The organism is Salmonella sp. SAL00672 (assembly GCF_046552175.1).
Lineage (GTDB): Bacteria > Pseudomonadota > Gammaproteobacteria > Enterobacterales > Enterobacteriaceae > Salmonella > Salmonella enterica.
In genome coordinates, this window is record NZ_JBGDUQ010000004.1 from 130276 (window position 1) to 145210 (window position 14935).

The window sequence follows — 14935 nt, forward strand, 5'->3', positions numbered from 1 at the left end:
GGATTTACTTTTGAAAGGCCTTTTTTAAGCTGATTTTAGAAATCAGCTCGGTCAGGGAGAGGACCATCGTCGAACGCACCGCCTGCTGGTAGCGCTGAATTTGCATGGCGTATAGCGCCGCGTCGGACGTATCAAAATGCGGCGGCGGCGGTAGCGCCATGACGCAGTGCAGTTCGCCAAACGGCCCGAGGATTTCATCGTCGGTAAAGGCGTACTCATTGCCGTCGTGATTCAGCTCTTCGCGCAGCGCCATTAACAGCTCCGCATCTTCATATTCGGTGCGGCTGAGTACGCCCAGGCCATAGATAAGTTTCAGACGTACCGAAAGATCGCCCAGCGGCCCGTCGCCGTCCAGCAACGGTTCCACAGCGTATTTCACGGCATAGTCGTCTTTGCGAAACACCTGGAGCACCAGAATATTCACCGCCTCGGTCAATAACTCGACGGCGGTAATCAGGAAGCTCCGTACGGTTTTGCCAGCATTCAGACGCTCAAGCACACGATTTTCAAAGGCCTGGGTTTGTTCCATTATTGCCTGCATATCTGACAATCTGTTATTTGGGCGCAGGCTAACCTGCGCCGGGTTCTGCGTCATTTGGTCGCGTTATATGCGTTAACCGCCTCCGCCACCACATCGCTATTGGCATCCAGCCCGGAAATTTGCGCCAGCGCGGCCTGCGGGCCTTTTTCGGTAATCAGTGCCGCCAACTCTTGCGCCTGCGGATCTTCATCGCTACGGAAATGCATCGCCGCCGCGATCCCTTTGACCAGATTCACATGCGGCAGACCATATTCCAGGGTGCCAAGCAGCGGTTTGATCAGACGGTCGCCCGCGCTGAGTTTGCGTAGCGGCTGACGACCTACGCGTTCGACGTCATCTTTCAGATACGGGTTTTCAAAACGACCGAGGATTTTCTGAATGTATGCCGCATGTTTGTCGGCATCAAAACCGTAGCGTTTGATCAGCACCGCGCCGCTTTCTTCCATCGCGCCTTTCACCACCGCGCGAATACTCTCATCGAGAATGGCGTCGCGAATGGTCTGATGACCGGCTAATTTGCCGAGGTACGCGGTTATAGCATGACCCGTGTTCAGCGTGAAGAGTTTACGTTCGACAAATGCCATCAGGTTATCCGTTAACTCCATCCCCGGAATGGTCGGCAATGCGCCTTTAAACTGGGTTTTATCGACGATCCACTCGCTGAAGGTTTCTACCGTCACTTCCAGCGGGTCATGGGTGGCGGAAGCGGAAGGCGGCACAATACGGTCAACGGCGGAATCGACAAAGCCAACGTGCTGTTCAACCCAGGCTTTATCGCCATCCGCCAGCGCGTTCATCACATGACCTTTGAGCTGCGTGGTGCCGCGCACCATATTTTCACAGGCGATGATATTCAGCGGGGCATCCACGCCCTGCGCCTTACGTTTTACCAGCCCTTTAGCGATGGCCGGAGCGATACGCTCAAGCACAACCGGACCCACGGCAGTGGTGATTAAATCAACGTGGGCAATCAGGTCGACAACATCATCGCCGATGCTGCTGACAGCGTTGACGCCGGAAACGGTATCCACCTGCTCATTTTCACCCACAACATGAACCTGATAGCTATGACGGGCATTCAGGGCATCGAGTACGACCTGGTTTACATCCGCAAACGTCAGTTGTATCCCCGCGTCAGCCAGCAATTTGCCGATAAAGCCACGACCGATATTACCTGCGCCAAAATGTAATGCTTTCATAGTATTAACCTTCATTAATGTTTTTACCCGAGAGGGCTGGGGTGAGGCTTTTCCCTCAACCTAACCCTCTCCACAAGGGAGAGGATATCGCCTTCATATTTCGAACTGCAGATGCGTTGGCTCTCCTCGCTCACCCCAGTCACGTACTTATGTACGCTCCTGGGGATTCACTGCGTTGCCGCCTTCCTGCAGCTCGAACTATTTTGGGGATACTTAACTGTTAAGCTTTTTTACCTGCCAGCAGTTCCAGCACTTCATCCACGCTGGTGGTGTGCGCCAGACGTTCGATCACGGATTCATCATCCAGCGCGTTGGTCAGGCTGGTGATGACCTGGATGTGCTCATTGTTACGTGCGGCGATACCAATGACCAGACGGGCAATATCGTCTTCTTCTTCACCGAAGCGTACGCCTTCCGGATACTGGCAGAACACCACGCCGGTTTTCAGCACGCGGTCTTTCGCTTCTACCGTACCGTGCGGAACTGCGATGGATTCACCGAGGTAAGTCGGTGTCAGCTTTTCGCGGTCCAGCATCGCCTCGACGTATTCCGGCTCAACATAGCCGCCTTTCACCAGTTGTTCACCGGCAAAGCGAATCGCCTCTTCTTTGTTAGCGGCTTTACGGCCCAGGAAGATATTCTCCGCACCCAGTTTGAACAGGTTGTTATCACCCTCCTCAAAGCTGTCTTTCAGATGGTCGCGTACTTTCTCTTCATTAGTATTGTGGCGCTGTGCGGCAACCAGACGTTCGGTCAGGCTGGTGTACAGGCCGCTATCCAGGAAGTTGGTCAGCGAAATATGCTGCGCCTGCGGTACCTGACGCATCGCGCGCTCGGTAAGGTCACGGTGAGTAATGACCAGATCCACATCCGGCGGCAGATTGTTAATGGCGCTGTTGGTGACGGAGATCTGGCTCAGGCCCGCATCCTGTACTTTCTTACGCAGTACCCCTGCGCCCATCGCGCTGGAACCCATACCGGCATCGCAAGCCACGATGATTTTACGCACATGGCTCAGGTCGTTGGTGACATCTCCAGCCGCCAGCGGAGAGGCGCCTTTAGATTCCGCTTTCATGTCATGCATACGACGGGTGGCCGCTTCAATGTCATCTTCTTCTTTCACTTTGCTGGTTTTCAGCAGAATTGCAGAAACCACGAAGGAGACCGCCATTGCCGCCACGATGGCAGCGATGTTAGCGAAGTAAGCGCCTTTTGGCGTCATCGCCAGTACCGCCAGAATCGAGCCAGGAGAAGCCGGAGAAACCAGACCGCCGTTCAGGATGGTCAGGGTGAATACGCCAGTCATACCGCCAAGGATAACGGCCAGGATCAGACGTGGGTTCATCAGCACGTACGGGAAGTAAATTTCGTGGATACCGCCCAGGAAGTGGATGATGGCCGCGCCGCCCGCAGACTGTTTAGCGCTGCCGCGACCGAAGAACATGTACGCCAGCAGGACGCCCATCCCCGGACCCGGGTTAGCTTCAATCAGGAAGAAGATGGATTTACCCATTTCATGGGACTGCTGGATACCCAGCGGTGAGAAGATGCCGTGGTTAATCGCGTTATTGAGGAACAGGATTTTCGCCGGTTCAACAAAAATGGACGCCAGCGGCAGCATATCGTGCGCCACCATGAAGTTAACGCCCGCCGCCAGAATTTTGGACAGGACTTCAACCGCCGGACCAATACCGAGGAACGCCAGGATGGCGAGGATCATACCGATGATGCCAGCGGAGAAGTTGTTCACCAGCATCTCAAAACCGGATTTGATCTTACCGTCTACCCAACTGTCGAATTTCTTAATGCAGTAGCCGCCTAATGGACCGGCGATCATCGAGCCGAGGAACATCGGCATATCCGCGCCGACAATAACGCCCATGGTAGTGATAGCGCCCACTACGCCGCCGCGTTCGCCGCCAACCAGACGACCGCCGGTATAACCGATGAGCAGCGGCAGCAGGTAGGTGATCATCGGACCAACCAGTTTCGCCAGCGTTTCGTTAGGCAACCACCCTGTTGGAATAAATAATGCGGTGATAATACCCCACGCGATAAACGCGCCGATATTAGGCATCACCATATTGCTGAGGAATCGACCAAAGCTTTGCACTTTGATCTTAATATCGGATGACATAAAAACACCCCTTCTTATGTTGCTGTCGCGCAGGCTGAAAGCCCGAGGTTTGTTAATGTAGCGGCAGAGGTAGCCGGACCCTGTAGTGTAGATACTGCGCAATCTGGCACTGAATCGTTCAACTGTCCAGTCGACGGTCTTTTATGTGATATTCGTCACGTAAATATAGGGTGTATGGCGTTAGTTAATGTGATTTTAATCACAAAATAACGGTACAAAAAAACATCACAGTGCAATAATTCGCTGCAAATGAGGATTAAATGTGAACTTATTCACATTTTTGGTTTTGCTGTTTGTTGAATTTTTGTGATGTGGATCGCAAATTATTTTCATCTGGATTTGAGCAGATGTGATCTGCGGCAGGTTCTACCCCCGACATTTTTTATTGCAAAACAAAGCAACTTCTCACCAGAAAAAATATTTATTTTGTGGTATGGCGAAAACCCCAAACTGCAGTTATGTTCAAAACATCAGCCAGGGTGCATACGGCTGCCGGCATAAAAAACTCTAATTAGCGTGAATTCGAGGCAGGCATGTTTCTAAATTATTTCGCGTTGGGCGTGCTGATCTTCGTTTTTCTGGTTCTGTTTTACGGAATCATCGCCATTCACGATATTCCCTATAACATGGCTAAAAAACGTAACCATCCCCATGCCGATGCCATCCATACTGCGGGATGGGTGAGCCTGTTCACTCTTCATGTTATTTGGCCGTTCCTGTGGATCTGGGCCACGCTCTACCAGCCTGAAAAGGGATGGGGAATGCAGTCACACATCACACCGACCGGAAAGGAGTCAGACCCTGAGATTGCCGCGCTGGCAGCGCGAATCACCCAGTTGGAAAAAAGACTGGATGGGGAGAAAAAAAACGATAACTCCACCTTTCCGGAGATTTAATCATGGATTTGTTGATAGTCCTGACCTATGTGGCCTTTGCCTGGGCCATTTTTAAAATATTCCGTATTCCGGTAAACCAATGGACGCTTGCTACCGCTGCATTAGGTGGGGTGTTCATTGTTGCGGGATTGATTTTATTAATGAACTATAACCACCCGTATACTTTTACGGCGCAAAAAGCGGTTATTTCAATTCCGGTCACTCCGCAAGTCACAGGAATTGTTAGTGAGGTAACAGATAAAAATAATCAGCTAATTAAAAAAGGTGATGTGCTGTTTAAGCTCGATCCGGTACGGTATCAGGCGCGTGTCGACAGGCTGCAGGCTGATCTGGTTACCGCTACGCACAACATCGACAACCTGAAAGCACAGTTGTCGGAAGCGGTCGCCAATACCACCCGTGTATCTGCTGAACGTGACCGTCTGTATAAAGATTATCAACGCTATTTGAAAGGCAGTCAGGCGAAAGTTAACCCGTTCTCTGAAAGCGATATCGATAATGCTCGGCAAAACTATCTGGCACAGGATGCGCTGGTCAAAGGCTCGGTTGCAGAACAGACGCAGATTCAGAGCCAATTAGACAGTATGGTCAACGGTGAGCAATCTCAGGTTGCGTCCCTACGTGCCCAGCTTGCCGAGGCTAAATACAATCTTGAACAGACGGTAGTTCGTGCCCCCAGCAACGGTTATGCCACGCAGATTTTAATTCGTCCGGGGACTTACGCAGCAGCATTACCTTTGCGTCCGGTAATGGTGTTTATTCCTGAACAAAAACGGCAAATCGTGGCGCAATTCCGCCAGAACTCGCTGCTGCGCCTTAAACCAGGCGATGAAGCGGAAGTGGTGTTTAACGCGCTGCCTGGTCAGATTTTCACCGGCAAGCTGACCAGTATTCTTCCTGTCGTTCCGGGTGGTTCTTATCAGGCGCAGGGCGCATTACAGTCCTTAACGGTGGTGCCGGGTACCGATGGCGTGCTGGCCACGATTGAGCTGGATCCGAATGCCGATGTGGATGCGCTGCCGGACGGTATCTATGCCCAGGTCGCAGTCTATTCCGACCATTTCGCCCACGTGTCGGTAATGCGTAAAGTACTGCTGCGCATGACCAGTTGGATGCATTACCTTTATTTGGATCATTGAGACCGTCATCACCTGCCATTTTCAGTGACCTGAGCCATACTAAGCGGTGCCCCACTATCATTGGGCACCGCTTTTTTGTTGGCAAAAAGGACCCGGCATGAAACTCATTGGCAGCTATACCAGCCCTTTTGTGCGTAAAATTTCGATTCTGTTACTGGAAAAGGGCATCACCTTCGAATTTGTGAATGAACTTCCCTACAACGCGGATAGCGGGGTGGCGCGCTATAACCCGTTAGGTAAAGTACCCGCGTTGGTCACCGATGCGGGCGAGTATTGGTTCGATTCGCCGATCATCGCGGAATATATTGAGCTGCTGGATATCGCGCCAGCGATGCTCCCGCGTGACCCGATGGCAGCGCTTAAAGTTCGCCAGCTTGAAGCGTTGGCTGACGGCATTATGGATGCAGCGTTGGTTTCTGTACGCGAACAGGCGCGCCCGGCGGCGCAACAATCGGAAACGGAACTGTTGCGCCAGCGGGAAAAAATCAACCGCAGCCTGGATATGCTCGAAAGTTATCTGAGCGACGGGACACTAAAAACGGATACGGTCAATCTGGCGACTATCGCGATTGCCTGTGCGGTAGGCTATCTCAACTTCCGCCGGGTCGCGCCCGGCTGGTGTGTTAGCCGCCCCCACCTGGTCAAACTGGTCGAAACGCTTTTTCAACGCGAAAGCTTTGCCCGCACCGAAGCGCCAAAGGCTTGACGCGCATTATGTCCGCCTGAGCAAACTCACGTTACAATCCCCCTTATGTCGATATCCCTCTCCCGCCAGGAGAGGGCCACCAACAGCCAGGCATTTTCATGACAAGCGAAACGCGTACACTCTACAGCCAGCTTCCTGCTATCGATCGCTTATTGCACGATAGCGCTTTTCTTTCTCTGCGCGATCGGTATGGTCATACCCAGGTGGTTGATCTGCTTAGGCGGATGCTTGACGACGCGCGCGACGTCATCCGGAATACGCAAACGCTTCCCGACTGGTACGCAGACTGGGCGCAAGAGGCGAAACTCCGGCTGGAAAATGCGGCGCAAAGCGCGCTGCGCCCGGTGATTAACCTGACGGGGACGGTGCTGCACACCAACCTTGGCCGCGCATTGCAGGCGCAAGAAGCGATTGAGGCGGTAACGCAGGCGATGCGCGCGCCGGTGACGCTGGAATACGATTTGGATGGCGCCGGGCGGGGGCATCGCGACCGGGCACTGGCGACGCTGTTATGCCGTATCACCGGGGCGGAGGACGCCTGTATCGTCAATAACAATGCGGCGGCGGTATTGCTGATGCTGGCGGCGACAGCCAGCGGCAAAGAGGTGGTGGTTTCGCGTGGCGAGCTGGTCGAAATCGGCGGCGCGTTTCGTATTCCGGATGTTATGCGCCAGGCGGGCTGTACGCTGCATGAAGTGGGCACCACCAACCGGACGCACGCGAAAGATTACCGTCAGGCGGTAAATGAAAATACCGGGCTGTTGATGAAGGTGCATACCAGTAATTACAGCATTGAGGGCTTTACCAAAACGGTAGAGGAAGCGGAACTGGCGGAAATCGGGCGAGAGCTGGATATTCCGGTGGTGGCGGATCTGGGCAGCGGTTCGCTGGTGGATTTAAGCCAATATGGCTTACCCAAAGAGCCGATGCCGCAGCAGCTCATTGCCGCAGGCGTCAGCCTGGTAAGCTTCTCCGGCGATAAGTTGTTGGGCGGGCCGCAGGCCGGGATCATCGTCGGCAAAAAAGCGATGATTGCCCAACTGCAAAGCCATCCGCTGAAACGCGCCCTGCGTGCGGATAAAATGACGCTGGCAGCGCTGGAGGCAACGTTACGTCTGTATCTGCACCCGGAAGCGTTGGCGGAGAAATTACCCACGCTGCGTCTGTTAACCCGCAGCGAAGCGTCGATTCGCGAACAAGCGCAGCGGTTACAGGCGCGGCTGGTGGCACGTTACGGCGATGAATTTGCGCTGGAGGTTAAACCCTGCCTGTCGCAAATCGGCAGCGGTTCATTACCAGTAGACCGCCTTCCCAGCGCCGCCATGACCTTTACCCCGCACGACGGGCGCGGTAGTCGGCTGGAGGCGCTGGCGGCCCGCTGGCGCATGCTGCCTGTACCGGTCATTGGCCGAATTTATGATGGCCGTTTATGGCTGGATATGCGCTGTCTTGAAGACGAAAGCCGGTTTATGGAGATGATGCTGAAATGATTATTGCAACTGCCGGACACGTAGACCACGGTAAAACGACGTTGCTCCAGGCGATTACCGGGGTCAATGCCGATCGCCTGCCGGAAGAGAAAAAACGCGGGATGACTATCGATCTGGGCTACGCCTATTGGCCGCAGCCGGATGGTCGTGTGCTGGGCTTTATCGATGTGCCTGGACATGAAAAATTCCTCTCTAACATGCTGGCGGGCGTAGGCGGTATCGATCACGCTTTGCTGGTGGTCGCCTGTGATGACGGCGTCATGGCGCAAACGCGCGAGCATTTACAGATCCTACAACTGACGGGTAATCTCCAGCTCACCGTCGCGCTGACCAAAGCCGATCGCGTGGACGAGGCGCGTATCGGTGAAGTACGTGAAGAGGTACTGGCGGCGCTCGATAACTATGGCTTCACCGATACCGTTTTATTTGTCACCGCCGCCAATGAAGGACGCGGTATTGCAGAACTTCGCGCTCATTTACAGCAGCTTCCTGCACGTTTACACGCCGCGCAGCATCGCTTCCGTCTGGCTATCGACCGTGCGTTTACGGTGAAAGGGGCGGGACTGGTGGTGACCGGAACGGCGTTGAGCGGAGAGGTAAACGTGGGCGATACGCTATGGTTGACCGGCGTTAATACGCCGATGCGCGTACGAAGTCTACACGCGCAAAATCAGCCCACCGACCATGCGTATGCCGGGCAGCGTATTGCGCTCAATATTGCGGGCGATGCGGAGAAGGAGCAGCTTAACCGCGGCGACTGGCTGCTTTCCGATGCGCCGGCGGGGGAGGCTTTTTCCCGGGTGATCGTTTCTCTGGCGCTTCATGCGCCGCTTTCCCAATGGCAACCGCTACATATTCACCATGCTGCCAGCCATGTGACCGGTCGCGTCTCTTTGCTGGAAGGCGGGCTGGCCGAGCTGATCTTTGATACGCCGTTGTGGCTGGCCGATAATGACAGACTGGTGCTGCGTGATATTTCCGCACGCGCCACCCTTGCCGGCGCACGCGTGGTGACGCTTAAGGCGCCGCGTCGCGGTAAACGTAAGCCAGATTATTTGCACTGGCTTTCAACGCTTGCCGACGCGCAGGACGATAGCGCGGCGTTGGCCATTCATCTGGAACGCGGCGCCGTCAACCTGCCGGATTTCGGTTGGGCGCGTCAGCTTAATCCTCTCGGTATGCGTCAGCTTATTGAGCAACATGGTTTTATCCAGGCCGGAGACAATCTGTTAAGCGCGCCCGTCGCCGCCCGCTGGCAGCGTAAGATTCTTGATACGCTGGCGACCTACCACGAACAGCACCGCGATGAACCGGGGCCGGGACGCGAGCGTTTACGCCGCATGGCCCTGCCGATGGAGGATGAAGCGCTGGTTCTGATGCTGATCGAGCGGATGCGCGACGACGGCCTGATTCATAGCCATCACGGTTGGTTGCATCTGCCGGATCATAAAGCGGGATTTAGCGATGAGCAGCAGGCCGTCTGGCAAAAAGTCGAACCGCTATTTGGCGATGAACCCTGGTGGGTACGCGATCTGGCGAAAGAGACCGGAACGGAAGAACAATTGATGCGGCTGGTGCTGCGGCAGGCGGCACAGCAAGGCATCATTACCGCGATCGTAAAAGATCGGTACTATCGTAACGATCGGATTGTCGCTTTCGCCAATATGATCCGCGAGCTGGATCAAGAGAGAGGATCAACCTGTGCGGCGGATTTTCGCGACAGGCTGAATGTAGGGCGGAAGCTGGCCATTCAGATCCTTGAATATTTTGACCGGATTGGATTTACACGACGTCGTGGGAATGATCATTTATTACGTGATGCGTTATTATTTCCGCAAAAAGAATGAAATGGTTAAATTAAATAACAAATGAAGCAATACAATTATTGCGTTGCTTTTTATTTTTCTGGCTTCTTAAAATAGCCAGCGTGAACCTGTTATCAGGATAATTTTACCCATATTCTTTGCGCCTTATTCAGGCGACTCACGACGAGATTGTGGAAATTTATCGCGCGGGAATGTAACGCCTTTGCCCGGTGGCGCGGACGCTTACCGGGCCTGCGTAGACGATGCAGGCCGGATAAGGCGTAACTCGTTAGCCTCGGTCGAGCTTTTGCTGCGCCAGCCAGACGGCGCCCAGCCTGCCCGCCTGATTTCCCAGTTGGCAGGGCTGAATCGGCACCTGGAGCGCCTCCCACATTTCAAACGTTTCAAGATGCCGCGTCAGGAGCGGGTAGAGCTTTTCCTGTTCGCTTATTCCTCCGCCGATCAGCACCACGCCCGGATCAAACATAGAGATCACGCTGTAAACGCCGCGTGAAAGATAACGCGCCCAGTCATTGACCGCCTCACGCAGATGAACATCGGTCGCCATTCGTTCGAAGATCACATCCGCAGGCGGCATCTCTTCGGCAGGCAGCGCCAGCGCCTGGCGGCACGACGCCATTAATCCGCTGGTTGACGCGATTTTATGCATACTTTCGCCATTGTTCCCGACCGGCATGACGCCGAATTCACCGGCGTGAAAATGCGCGCCGCGATACAGTTCTCGTCCGACGATAATACCGCCGCCAATGCCGGTTCCAATGGTGATACAGACCAGATTGTCATAATGCTGCCCGGCACCTCGCCACATTTCGCCCAGCGCCGCGCAGTTCGCGTCGTTCTCCACGACCAGCGGCAGATCGGTCAGCCCGCTGAACAACTCCATCAGGTTGACGTCATCCAGGTAAGCCAGCGCGCCCGCTTTTGCCGCATGACCGTTATGGGGATTAATATGGCCGGGGAAACTAACCCCGATTGCCGCAATGTCATAGTCCTGTTGGCAACGCGCCACCACATCCTGCCATTTGCGGGTAAACGTGGAGGCGTCCTCTGGCGTATCGAATTGATGATGGGTTAATTCTTCGCCGTCACTGTTAATCACGCCATATTTGACGTGAGTTCCTCCCACATCAATACCGATATATTGCTGCATAGTGTTCTCCGTACGTTAAACAGGCACCTGTTTAGTATGGCTAAAACCAGACGGAGAAACGTAAAGGAAAGTAATTCGTGATTGCTGTCGTAAAGCGGGAAATCATTGGCGAAAAATTCACCAGCACCGTCTACCCTTGTGGAGTACCTTTACAATAAGGAGTTGGTCATGACGAACAATCCCCCTTCAACACGTATTCAGCCAGGTGAATACGGGTACCCACTGAAGTTAAAAGCCCGCTATGACAATTTTATTGGTGGTGACTGGGTTGCGCCCGCCGACGGCGAATATTATCAAAACCTGACGCCAGTGACCGGCCAGCCGCTATGTGAAGTCGCTTCCTCCGGTAAAAAAGATATCGATTTAGCGCTCGACGCCGCGCATAAGGCGAAAGATAAGTGGGCGCATACGTCAGTACAAGACCGTGCCGCTATCTTGTTTAAGATCGCCGATCGGATGGAACAAAACCTCGAACTGTTGGCGACAGCGGAAACCTGGGATAACGGTAAACCGATTCGTGAAACCAGCGCCGCCGACGTACCGCTGGCGATCGATCATTTCCGCTATTTCGCCTCCTGTATACGTGCGCAGGAGGGCGGGATTAGCGAAGTTGATAGCGAAACCGTGGCCTACCATTTTCACGAACCGCTTGGCGTCGTGGGGCAGATAATCCCGTGGAACTTTCCGTTGTTGATGGCAAGCTGGAAAATGGCGCCAGCGCTGGCGGCGGGTAACTGCGTGGTGCTTAAACCGGCACGCCTGACGCCGCTTTCCGTTCTGCTGTTAATGGAAGTCATTGGCGATCTGTTACCGCCGGGCGTCGTCAACGTCGTGAACGGCGCGGGCGGCGAGATCGGTGAATATCTGGCGACCTCGAAACGTATCGCGAAGGTGGCGTTTACCGGTTCGACGGAAGTGGGTCAACAGATCATGCAGTACGCCACGCAGAATATTATTCCAGTGACGCTGGAGTTAGGCGGCAAGTCGCCAAATATCTTCTTCGCCGACGTGATGGATGAGGAAGATGCGTTCTTTGATAAAGCGCTGGAGGGATTTGCCCTGTTTGCCTTTAACCAGGGCGAGGTGTGTACCTGTCCAAGCCGTGCGCTGGTCCAGGAGTCCATCTATGAGCGCTTTATGGAACGCGCTATTCGCCGGGTAGAGAGCATTCGCAGCGGGAACCCGCTAGATAGCGGTACACAGATGGGGGCGCAGGTCTCCCACGGCCAGCTTGAGACTATCCTCAATTATATCGATATCGGTAAAAAAGAGGGGGCCGATATTCTGACCGGTGGGCGACGCAAGGAGCTGGATGGCGAACTTAAAGAGGGCTATTACCTTGAGCCTACTATCCTGTTTGGTAAGAACAATATGCGCGTCTTTCAGGAGGAGATCTTTGGCCCGGTGCTGGCGGTAACCACCTTTAAAACCATGGAGGAGGCGCTGGAAATCGCTAACGATACCCAATACGGCCTGGGCGCTGGCGTCTGGAGCCGCAACGGCAATCTGGCCTATAAGATGGGGCGCGGCATTCAGGCCGGGCGCGTGTGGACCAACTGCTATCACGCCTATCCGGCACATGCGGCGTTTGGCGGCTATAAACAGTCGGGCATCGGGCGCGAAACGCATAAGATGATGCTGGAACACTACCAGCAAACCAAGTGCCTGCTGGTGAGTTATTCTGATAAGCCGCTGGGGCTGTTCTGACGCGAGGGGTAATGCCCGATGGCGCTGCGCTTATCGGGCCTACAAAAATTCATCGCAATATACTGATATTGCAAATCTTGTAGGCCGGATAAGGCGCAGCCGCCATCCGGCACAGTATTACCGCTCGTTAACCCAAATCCGCATTTCTCCCTCGCCACGGTTGGCCCAGCTAAACCACGGAATGAACGTTAGCGTCTGCGGCTGGCGCGATGACGGCGCGTTATCGTAGTGCCACAACGCCTGATGCTGCGCATCTGGGGCGCTTTGCTTCTCGCCTTCAGCCTGAATCAGCATCTTATGCGCAAAAATCCCTTTGCCCTCAAAGACCCGGAACTCACTCTCTTTCGGTAGCCACAGATTATGCAGTTCTTCGCCGTTATCGGCCTGCTCAAGGCAATAGACCAGCGGCCCGCGCTGAATGGTGACCTTACCGGCGACGTGACGCGCCAGCGGATTGCCATACACGCGGCGAACCGGCATCGGCAGCGTCAGGGTTATCGTATCGCCCTCCTGCCAGGTCCGACGGATATGCAGATAACCTTTGCGAATATCCTGCTCCACTTCCAGCCCGTTGAGCGTCACTTTTGCCTCAGGGCACCAGTCCGGCAGGCGTAGCGCCAGCGTGTGACGTACCGGCTGCACAGAGTCGATGGCAATCTTCACCTGCTCATGCCACGGGTAGTTCCCGCCAATCCGCAGTTTGAGCGCGCCATTTTCAACGGGTACTTCCAGGCTGTTACCCACGTACATATTGATATACAGCGCATCCGCACGCGGCGTGTAGATGTAGTGACCGAGAGAGGTGAGCACGCGGGCGATGTTCGGCGGGCAGCAGGCGCAGCCAAACCAGCGCTGGCGGATGGGCTTAACGTGATCGTAAATATGGTTGAATTTTAACGATCTTGGATGCACTTCCAGCGGGTTGACGTAGAAGAAATGCTTGCCATCGAGCGCCATACCGCCGAGGACGGTGTTGTACAGCGCGCGCTCCATCACGTCGGCGTACTGGCTATCGGCTTCCATTTCCAGCATCCGGCGGGCGAACATCATCAGGCCGATTGAAGCGCAACTTTCCGCATAGACCGAATCATTCGGTAAATCGTAATCGCTGCTAAAGGATTCGCCGCTGCTCTGCGAGCCAATCCCGCCGGTGATATACAGCTGACGCTGCGCCATATTTTTCCACAGGCGCAGGCAGTCCTGGCGTTTGCCTTCATCGTTGCTCAGGCGAGCGAGATGCGCCACGCCGGTCATCAGATAGACAAAACGTACCGCGTGGCCAATGGCCGTCTGCTGCTGCGAAATTGGCAGATGCGCCTGGCTGTAGGCTTTGTCTTTGACCATCCACGCCGGGCCGTAGGTGTGCCAGTACGAGGTCTGGCCGCGTTTTTCGTACTCTTCGTCGTAGAAGTGCGGTTGGGTGCCGCGCTGCCCGATAAAGTAGCTTGCCAGCGTCATATAGCGCGGCTGCTCTGTTACCTCATACAGACGCATCAGCGCCAGCTCAATTTCCGGGTGGCCCGGATAGCCGTGCAGCTGATTTTCGCCAGGGCCGAAAGTGCTGTCGATATGATCGGCCAGGCGACAAACGACGTCCAGCAGCCGACGCTTGCTGGTGGCCTGAAAGAAGGCGACGCCCGCTTCAATCAGATGCCCGGCGCAATAAAGCTCATGGCACTCCGCCAGGTTGCTCCAGCGTTCTTGCGGGGCTTTTGCCGTAAAGTACGTATTGAGATAGCCATCGTCACACTGCGCGGCGGCCACCAGTTCAATCACCTCATCGGCGGTTTTCTCAAGCGCTGGATCGGGCTTCTGGCACAGTGACCAGGCAACCGCTTCCAGCCATTTCGCCACGTCGCTGTCCTGAAAGACCATGCCGTAAAAGTCGCCCGTCTGCTGGCCTGCGGCAATGCGGAAATTTTCAATGGCATGGCTGGGTTCAGCCTCTGGAATACGATCGTTTAACGCATCCCACTGGTAAGGAATAACCACATCGCGAACCAGTTGTTGATACTGTCCGAGGAACGGATCGCTGACCGTCAGTTTATGCAGATCGACTTCCAGTACGTTCATTTCGTGCTCCTTAAGGCTGTAGAGGTCATAGATATTCCTCGCTGACGGGGTATTTTATGGCAGTAATTTTT

General features: G+C 54.6%; 11 protein-coding genes. 6 read left to right on the forward strand and 5 right to left on the reverse strand.

Annotation, left to right across the window (positions count from 1 at the left end):
* Nucleotides 1–4 precede the first annotated feature (4 nt).
* From mtlR to mtlA, 3 genes are all read right to left on the reverse strand, one after another.
* Nucleotides 5–595 carry a mannitol operon repressor MtlR gene (gene mtlR, locus ACLJTG_RS13200; RefSeq protein WP_000193201.1) on the reverse strand — a complete coding sequence of 197 codons (591 nt, stop codon included), beginning with the start codon at nucleotides 593–595 and terminating at the stop codon, nucleotides 5–7.
* Nucleotides 592–1740 carry a mannitol-1-phosphate 5-dehydrogenase gene (gene mtlD / locus ACLJTG_RS13205; protein WP_000645383.1) on the reverse strand — a complete coding sequence of 383 codons (1149 nt, stop codon included), beginning with the start codon at nucleotides 1738–1740 and terminating at the stop codon, nucleotides 592–594. Before mtlD ends, mtlR begins: the two co-directional genes overlap by 4 nt.
* Before the next feature lie 220 nt (nucleotides 1741–1960).
* Nucleotides 1961–3877: a PTS mannitol transporter subunit IICBA gene (mtlA, locus tag ACLJTG_RS13210; RefSeq protein ID WP_000093287.1), complete on the reverse strand. Its 1917-nt coding sequence runs from the start codon at nucleotides 3875–3877 to the stop codon at nucleotides 1961–1963.
* A 533-nt stretch (nucleotides 3878–4410) separates the two neighbouring features.
* Between mtlA and ACLJTG_RS13215 the strand changes: the two genes are divergently transcribed.
* From ACLJTG_RS13215 to selB, 5 genes are all read left to right on the forward strand, one after another.
* Nucleotides 4411–4773, forward strand: a complete 363-nt coding sequence (locus ACLJTG_RS13215) for a DUF3302 domain-containing protein (protein WP_000479642.1) — start codon at nucleotides 4411–4413, stop codon at nucleotides 4771–4773.
* Nucleotides 4774–4775: 2 nt separating this feature from the next.
* Nucleotides 4776–5912, forward strand: a complete 1137-nt coding sequence (locus ACLJTG_RS13220) for an HlyD family secretion protein (protein WP_000364909.1) — start codon at nucleotides 4776–4778, stop codon at nucleotides 5910–5912.
* A gap of 97 nt (nucleotides 5913–6009) precedes the next feature.
* A complete protein-coding gene (locus tag ACLJTG_RS13225) occupies nucleotides 6010–6618 on the forward strand; it encodes a glutathione S-transferase (protein WP_000766677.1) in 609 nt (202 codons plus the stop codon).
* 98 nt (nucleotides 6619–6716) lie between these two features.
* Nucleotides 6717–8108 (forward strand): L-seryl-tRNA(Sec) selenium transferase, encoded by a 1392-nt coding sequence (gene selA, locus ACLJTG_RS13230; RefSeq protein ID WP_080247773.1) that lies wholly within the window; start codon nucleotides 6717–6719, stop codon nucleotides 8106–8108.
* A complete protein-coding gene (gene selB, locus ACLJTG_RS13235) occupies nucleotides 8105–9955 on the forward strand; it encodes a selenocysteine-specific translation elongation factor (RefSeq protein ID WP_079788021.1) in 1851 nt (616 codons plus the stop codon). Before selA ends, selB begins: the two co-directional genes overlap by 4 nt.
* Nucleotides 9956–10202: 247 nt before the next feature.
* Here selB and ACLJTG_RS13240 read toward each other — a convergent pair whose 3' ends face one another.
* Nucleotides 10203–11084 carry an ROK family protein gene (locus ACLJTG_RS13240; protein WP_079951220.1) on the reverse strand — a complete coding sequence of 294 codons (882 nt, stop codon included), beginning with the start codon at nucleotides 11082–11084 and terminating at the stop codon, nucleotides 10203–10205.
* A gap of 168 nt (nucleotides 11085–11252) precedes the next feature.
* Here ACLJTG_RS13240 and aldB point away from each other — a divergent pair, with 168 nt between their 5' ends.
* Nucleotides 11253–12791 (forward strand): aldehyde dehydrogenase AldB, encoded by a 1539-nt coding sequence (gene aldB, locus ACLJTG_RS13245; protein ID WP_000183988.1) that lies wholly within the window; start codon nucleotides 11253–11255, stop codon nucleotides 12789–12791.
* Nucleotides 12792–12908: 117 nt separating this feature from the next.
* Here the strand turns inward: aldB and ACLJTG_RS13250 are convergent, their stop codons facing one another.
* Complete coding sequence (locus ACLJTG_RS13250) at nucleotides 12909–14864, reverse strand: glycoside hydrolase family 127 protein (RefSeq protein WP_079951221.1); 1956 nt, start codon at nucleotides 14862–14864, stop codon at nucleotides 12909–12911.
* Between the last annotated feature and the right edge of the window lie 71 nt (nucleotides 14865–14935).

What these genes read in the sequence shown, in the direction of transcription:
- mtlR (WP_000193201.1), bottom strand. Translation starts at nt 595, where the DNA reads ATGACGCAGAACCCGGCGCAGGTTAGCCTGCGCCCAAATAACAGATTG.
- mtlD (WP_000645383.1), bottom strand. Translation starts at nt 1,740, where the DNA reads ATGAAAGCATTACATTTTGGCGCAGGTAATATCGGTCGTGGCTTTATC.
- mtlA (WP_000093287.1), bottom strand. Translation starts at nt 3,877, where the DNA reads ATGTCATCCGATATTAAGATCAAAGTGCAAAGCTTTGGTCGATTCCTC.
- ACLJTG_RS13215 (WP_000479642.1), top strand. Translation starts at nt 4,411, where the DNA reads ATGTTTCTAAATTATTTCGCGTTGGGCGTGCTGATCTTCGTTTTTCTG.
- ACLJTG_RS13220 (WP_000364909.1), top strand. Translation starts at nt 4,776, where the DNA reads ATGGATTTGTTGATAGTCCTGACCTATGTGGCCTTTGCCTGGGCCATT.
- ACLJTG_RS13225 (WP_000766677.1), top strand. Translation starts at nt 6,010, where the DNA reads ATGAAACTCATTGGCAGCTATACCAGCCCTTTTGTGCGTAAAATTTCG.
- selA (WP_080247773.1), top strand. Translation starts at nt 6,717, where the DNA reads ATGACAAGCGAAACGCGTACACTCTACAGCCAGCTTCCTGCTATCGAT.
- selB (WP_079788021.1), top strand. Translation starts at nt 8,105, where the DNA reads ATGATTATTGCAACTGCCGGACACGTAGACCACGGTAAAACGACGTTG.
- ACLJTG_RS13240 (WP_079951220.1), bottom strand. Translation starts at nt 11,084, where the DNA reads ATGCAGCAATATATCGGTATTGATGTGGGAGGAACTCACGTCAAATAT.
- aldB (WP_000183988.1), top strand. Translation starts at nt 11,253, where the DNA reads ATGACGAACAATCCCCCTTCAACACGTATTCAGCCAGGTGAATACGGG.
- ACLJTG_RS13250 (WP_079951221.1), bottom strand. Translation starts at nt 14,864, where the DNA reads ATGAACGTACTGGAAGTCGATCTGCATAAACTGACGGTCAGCGATCCG.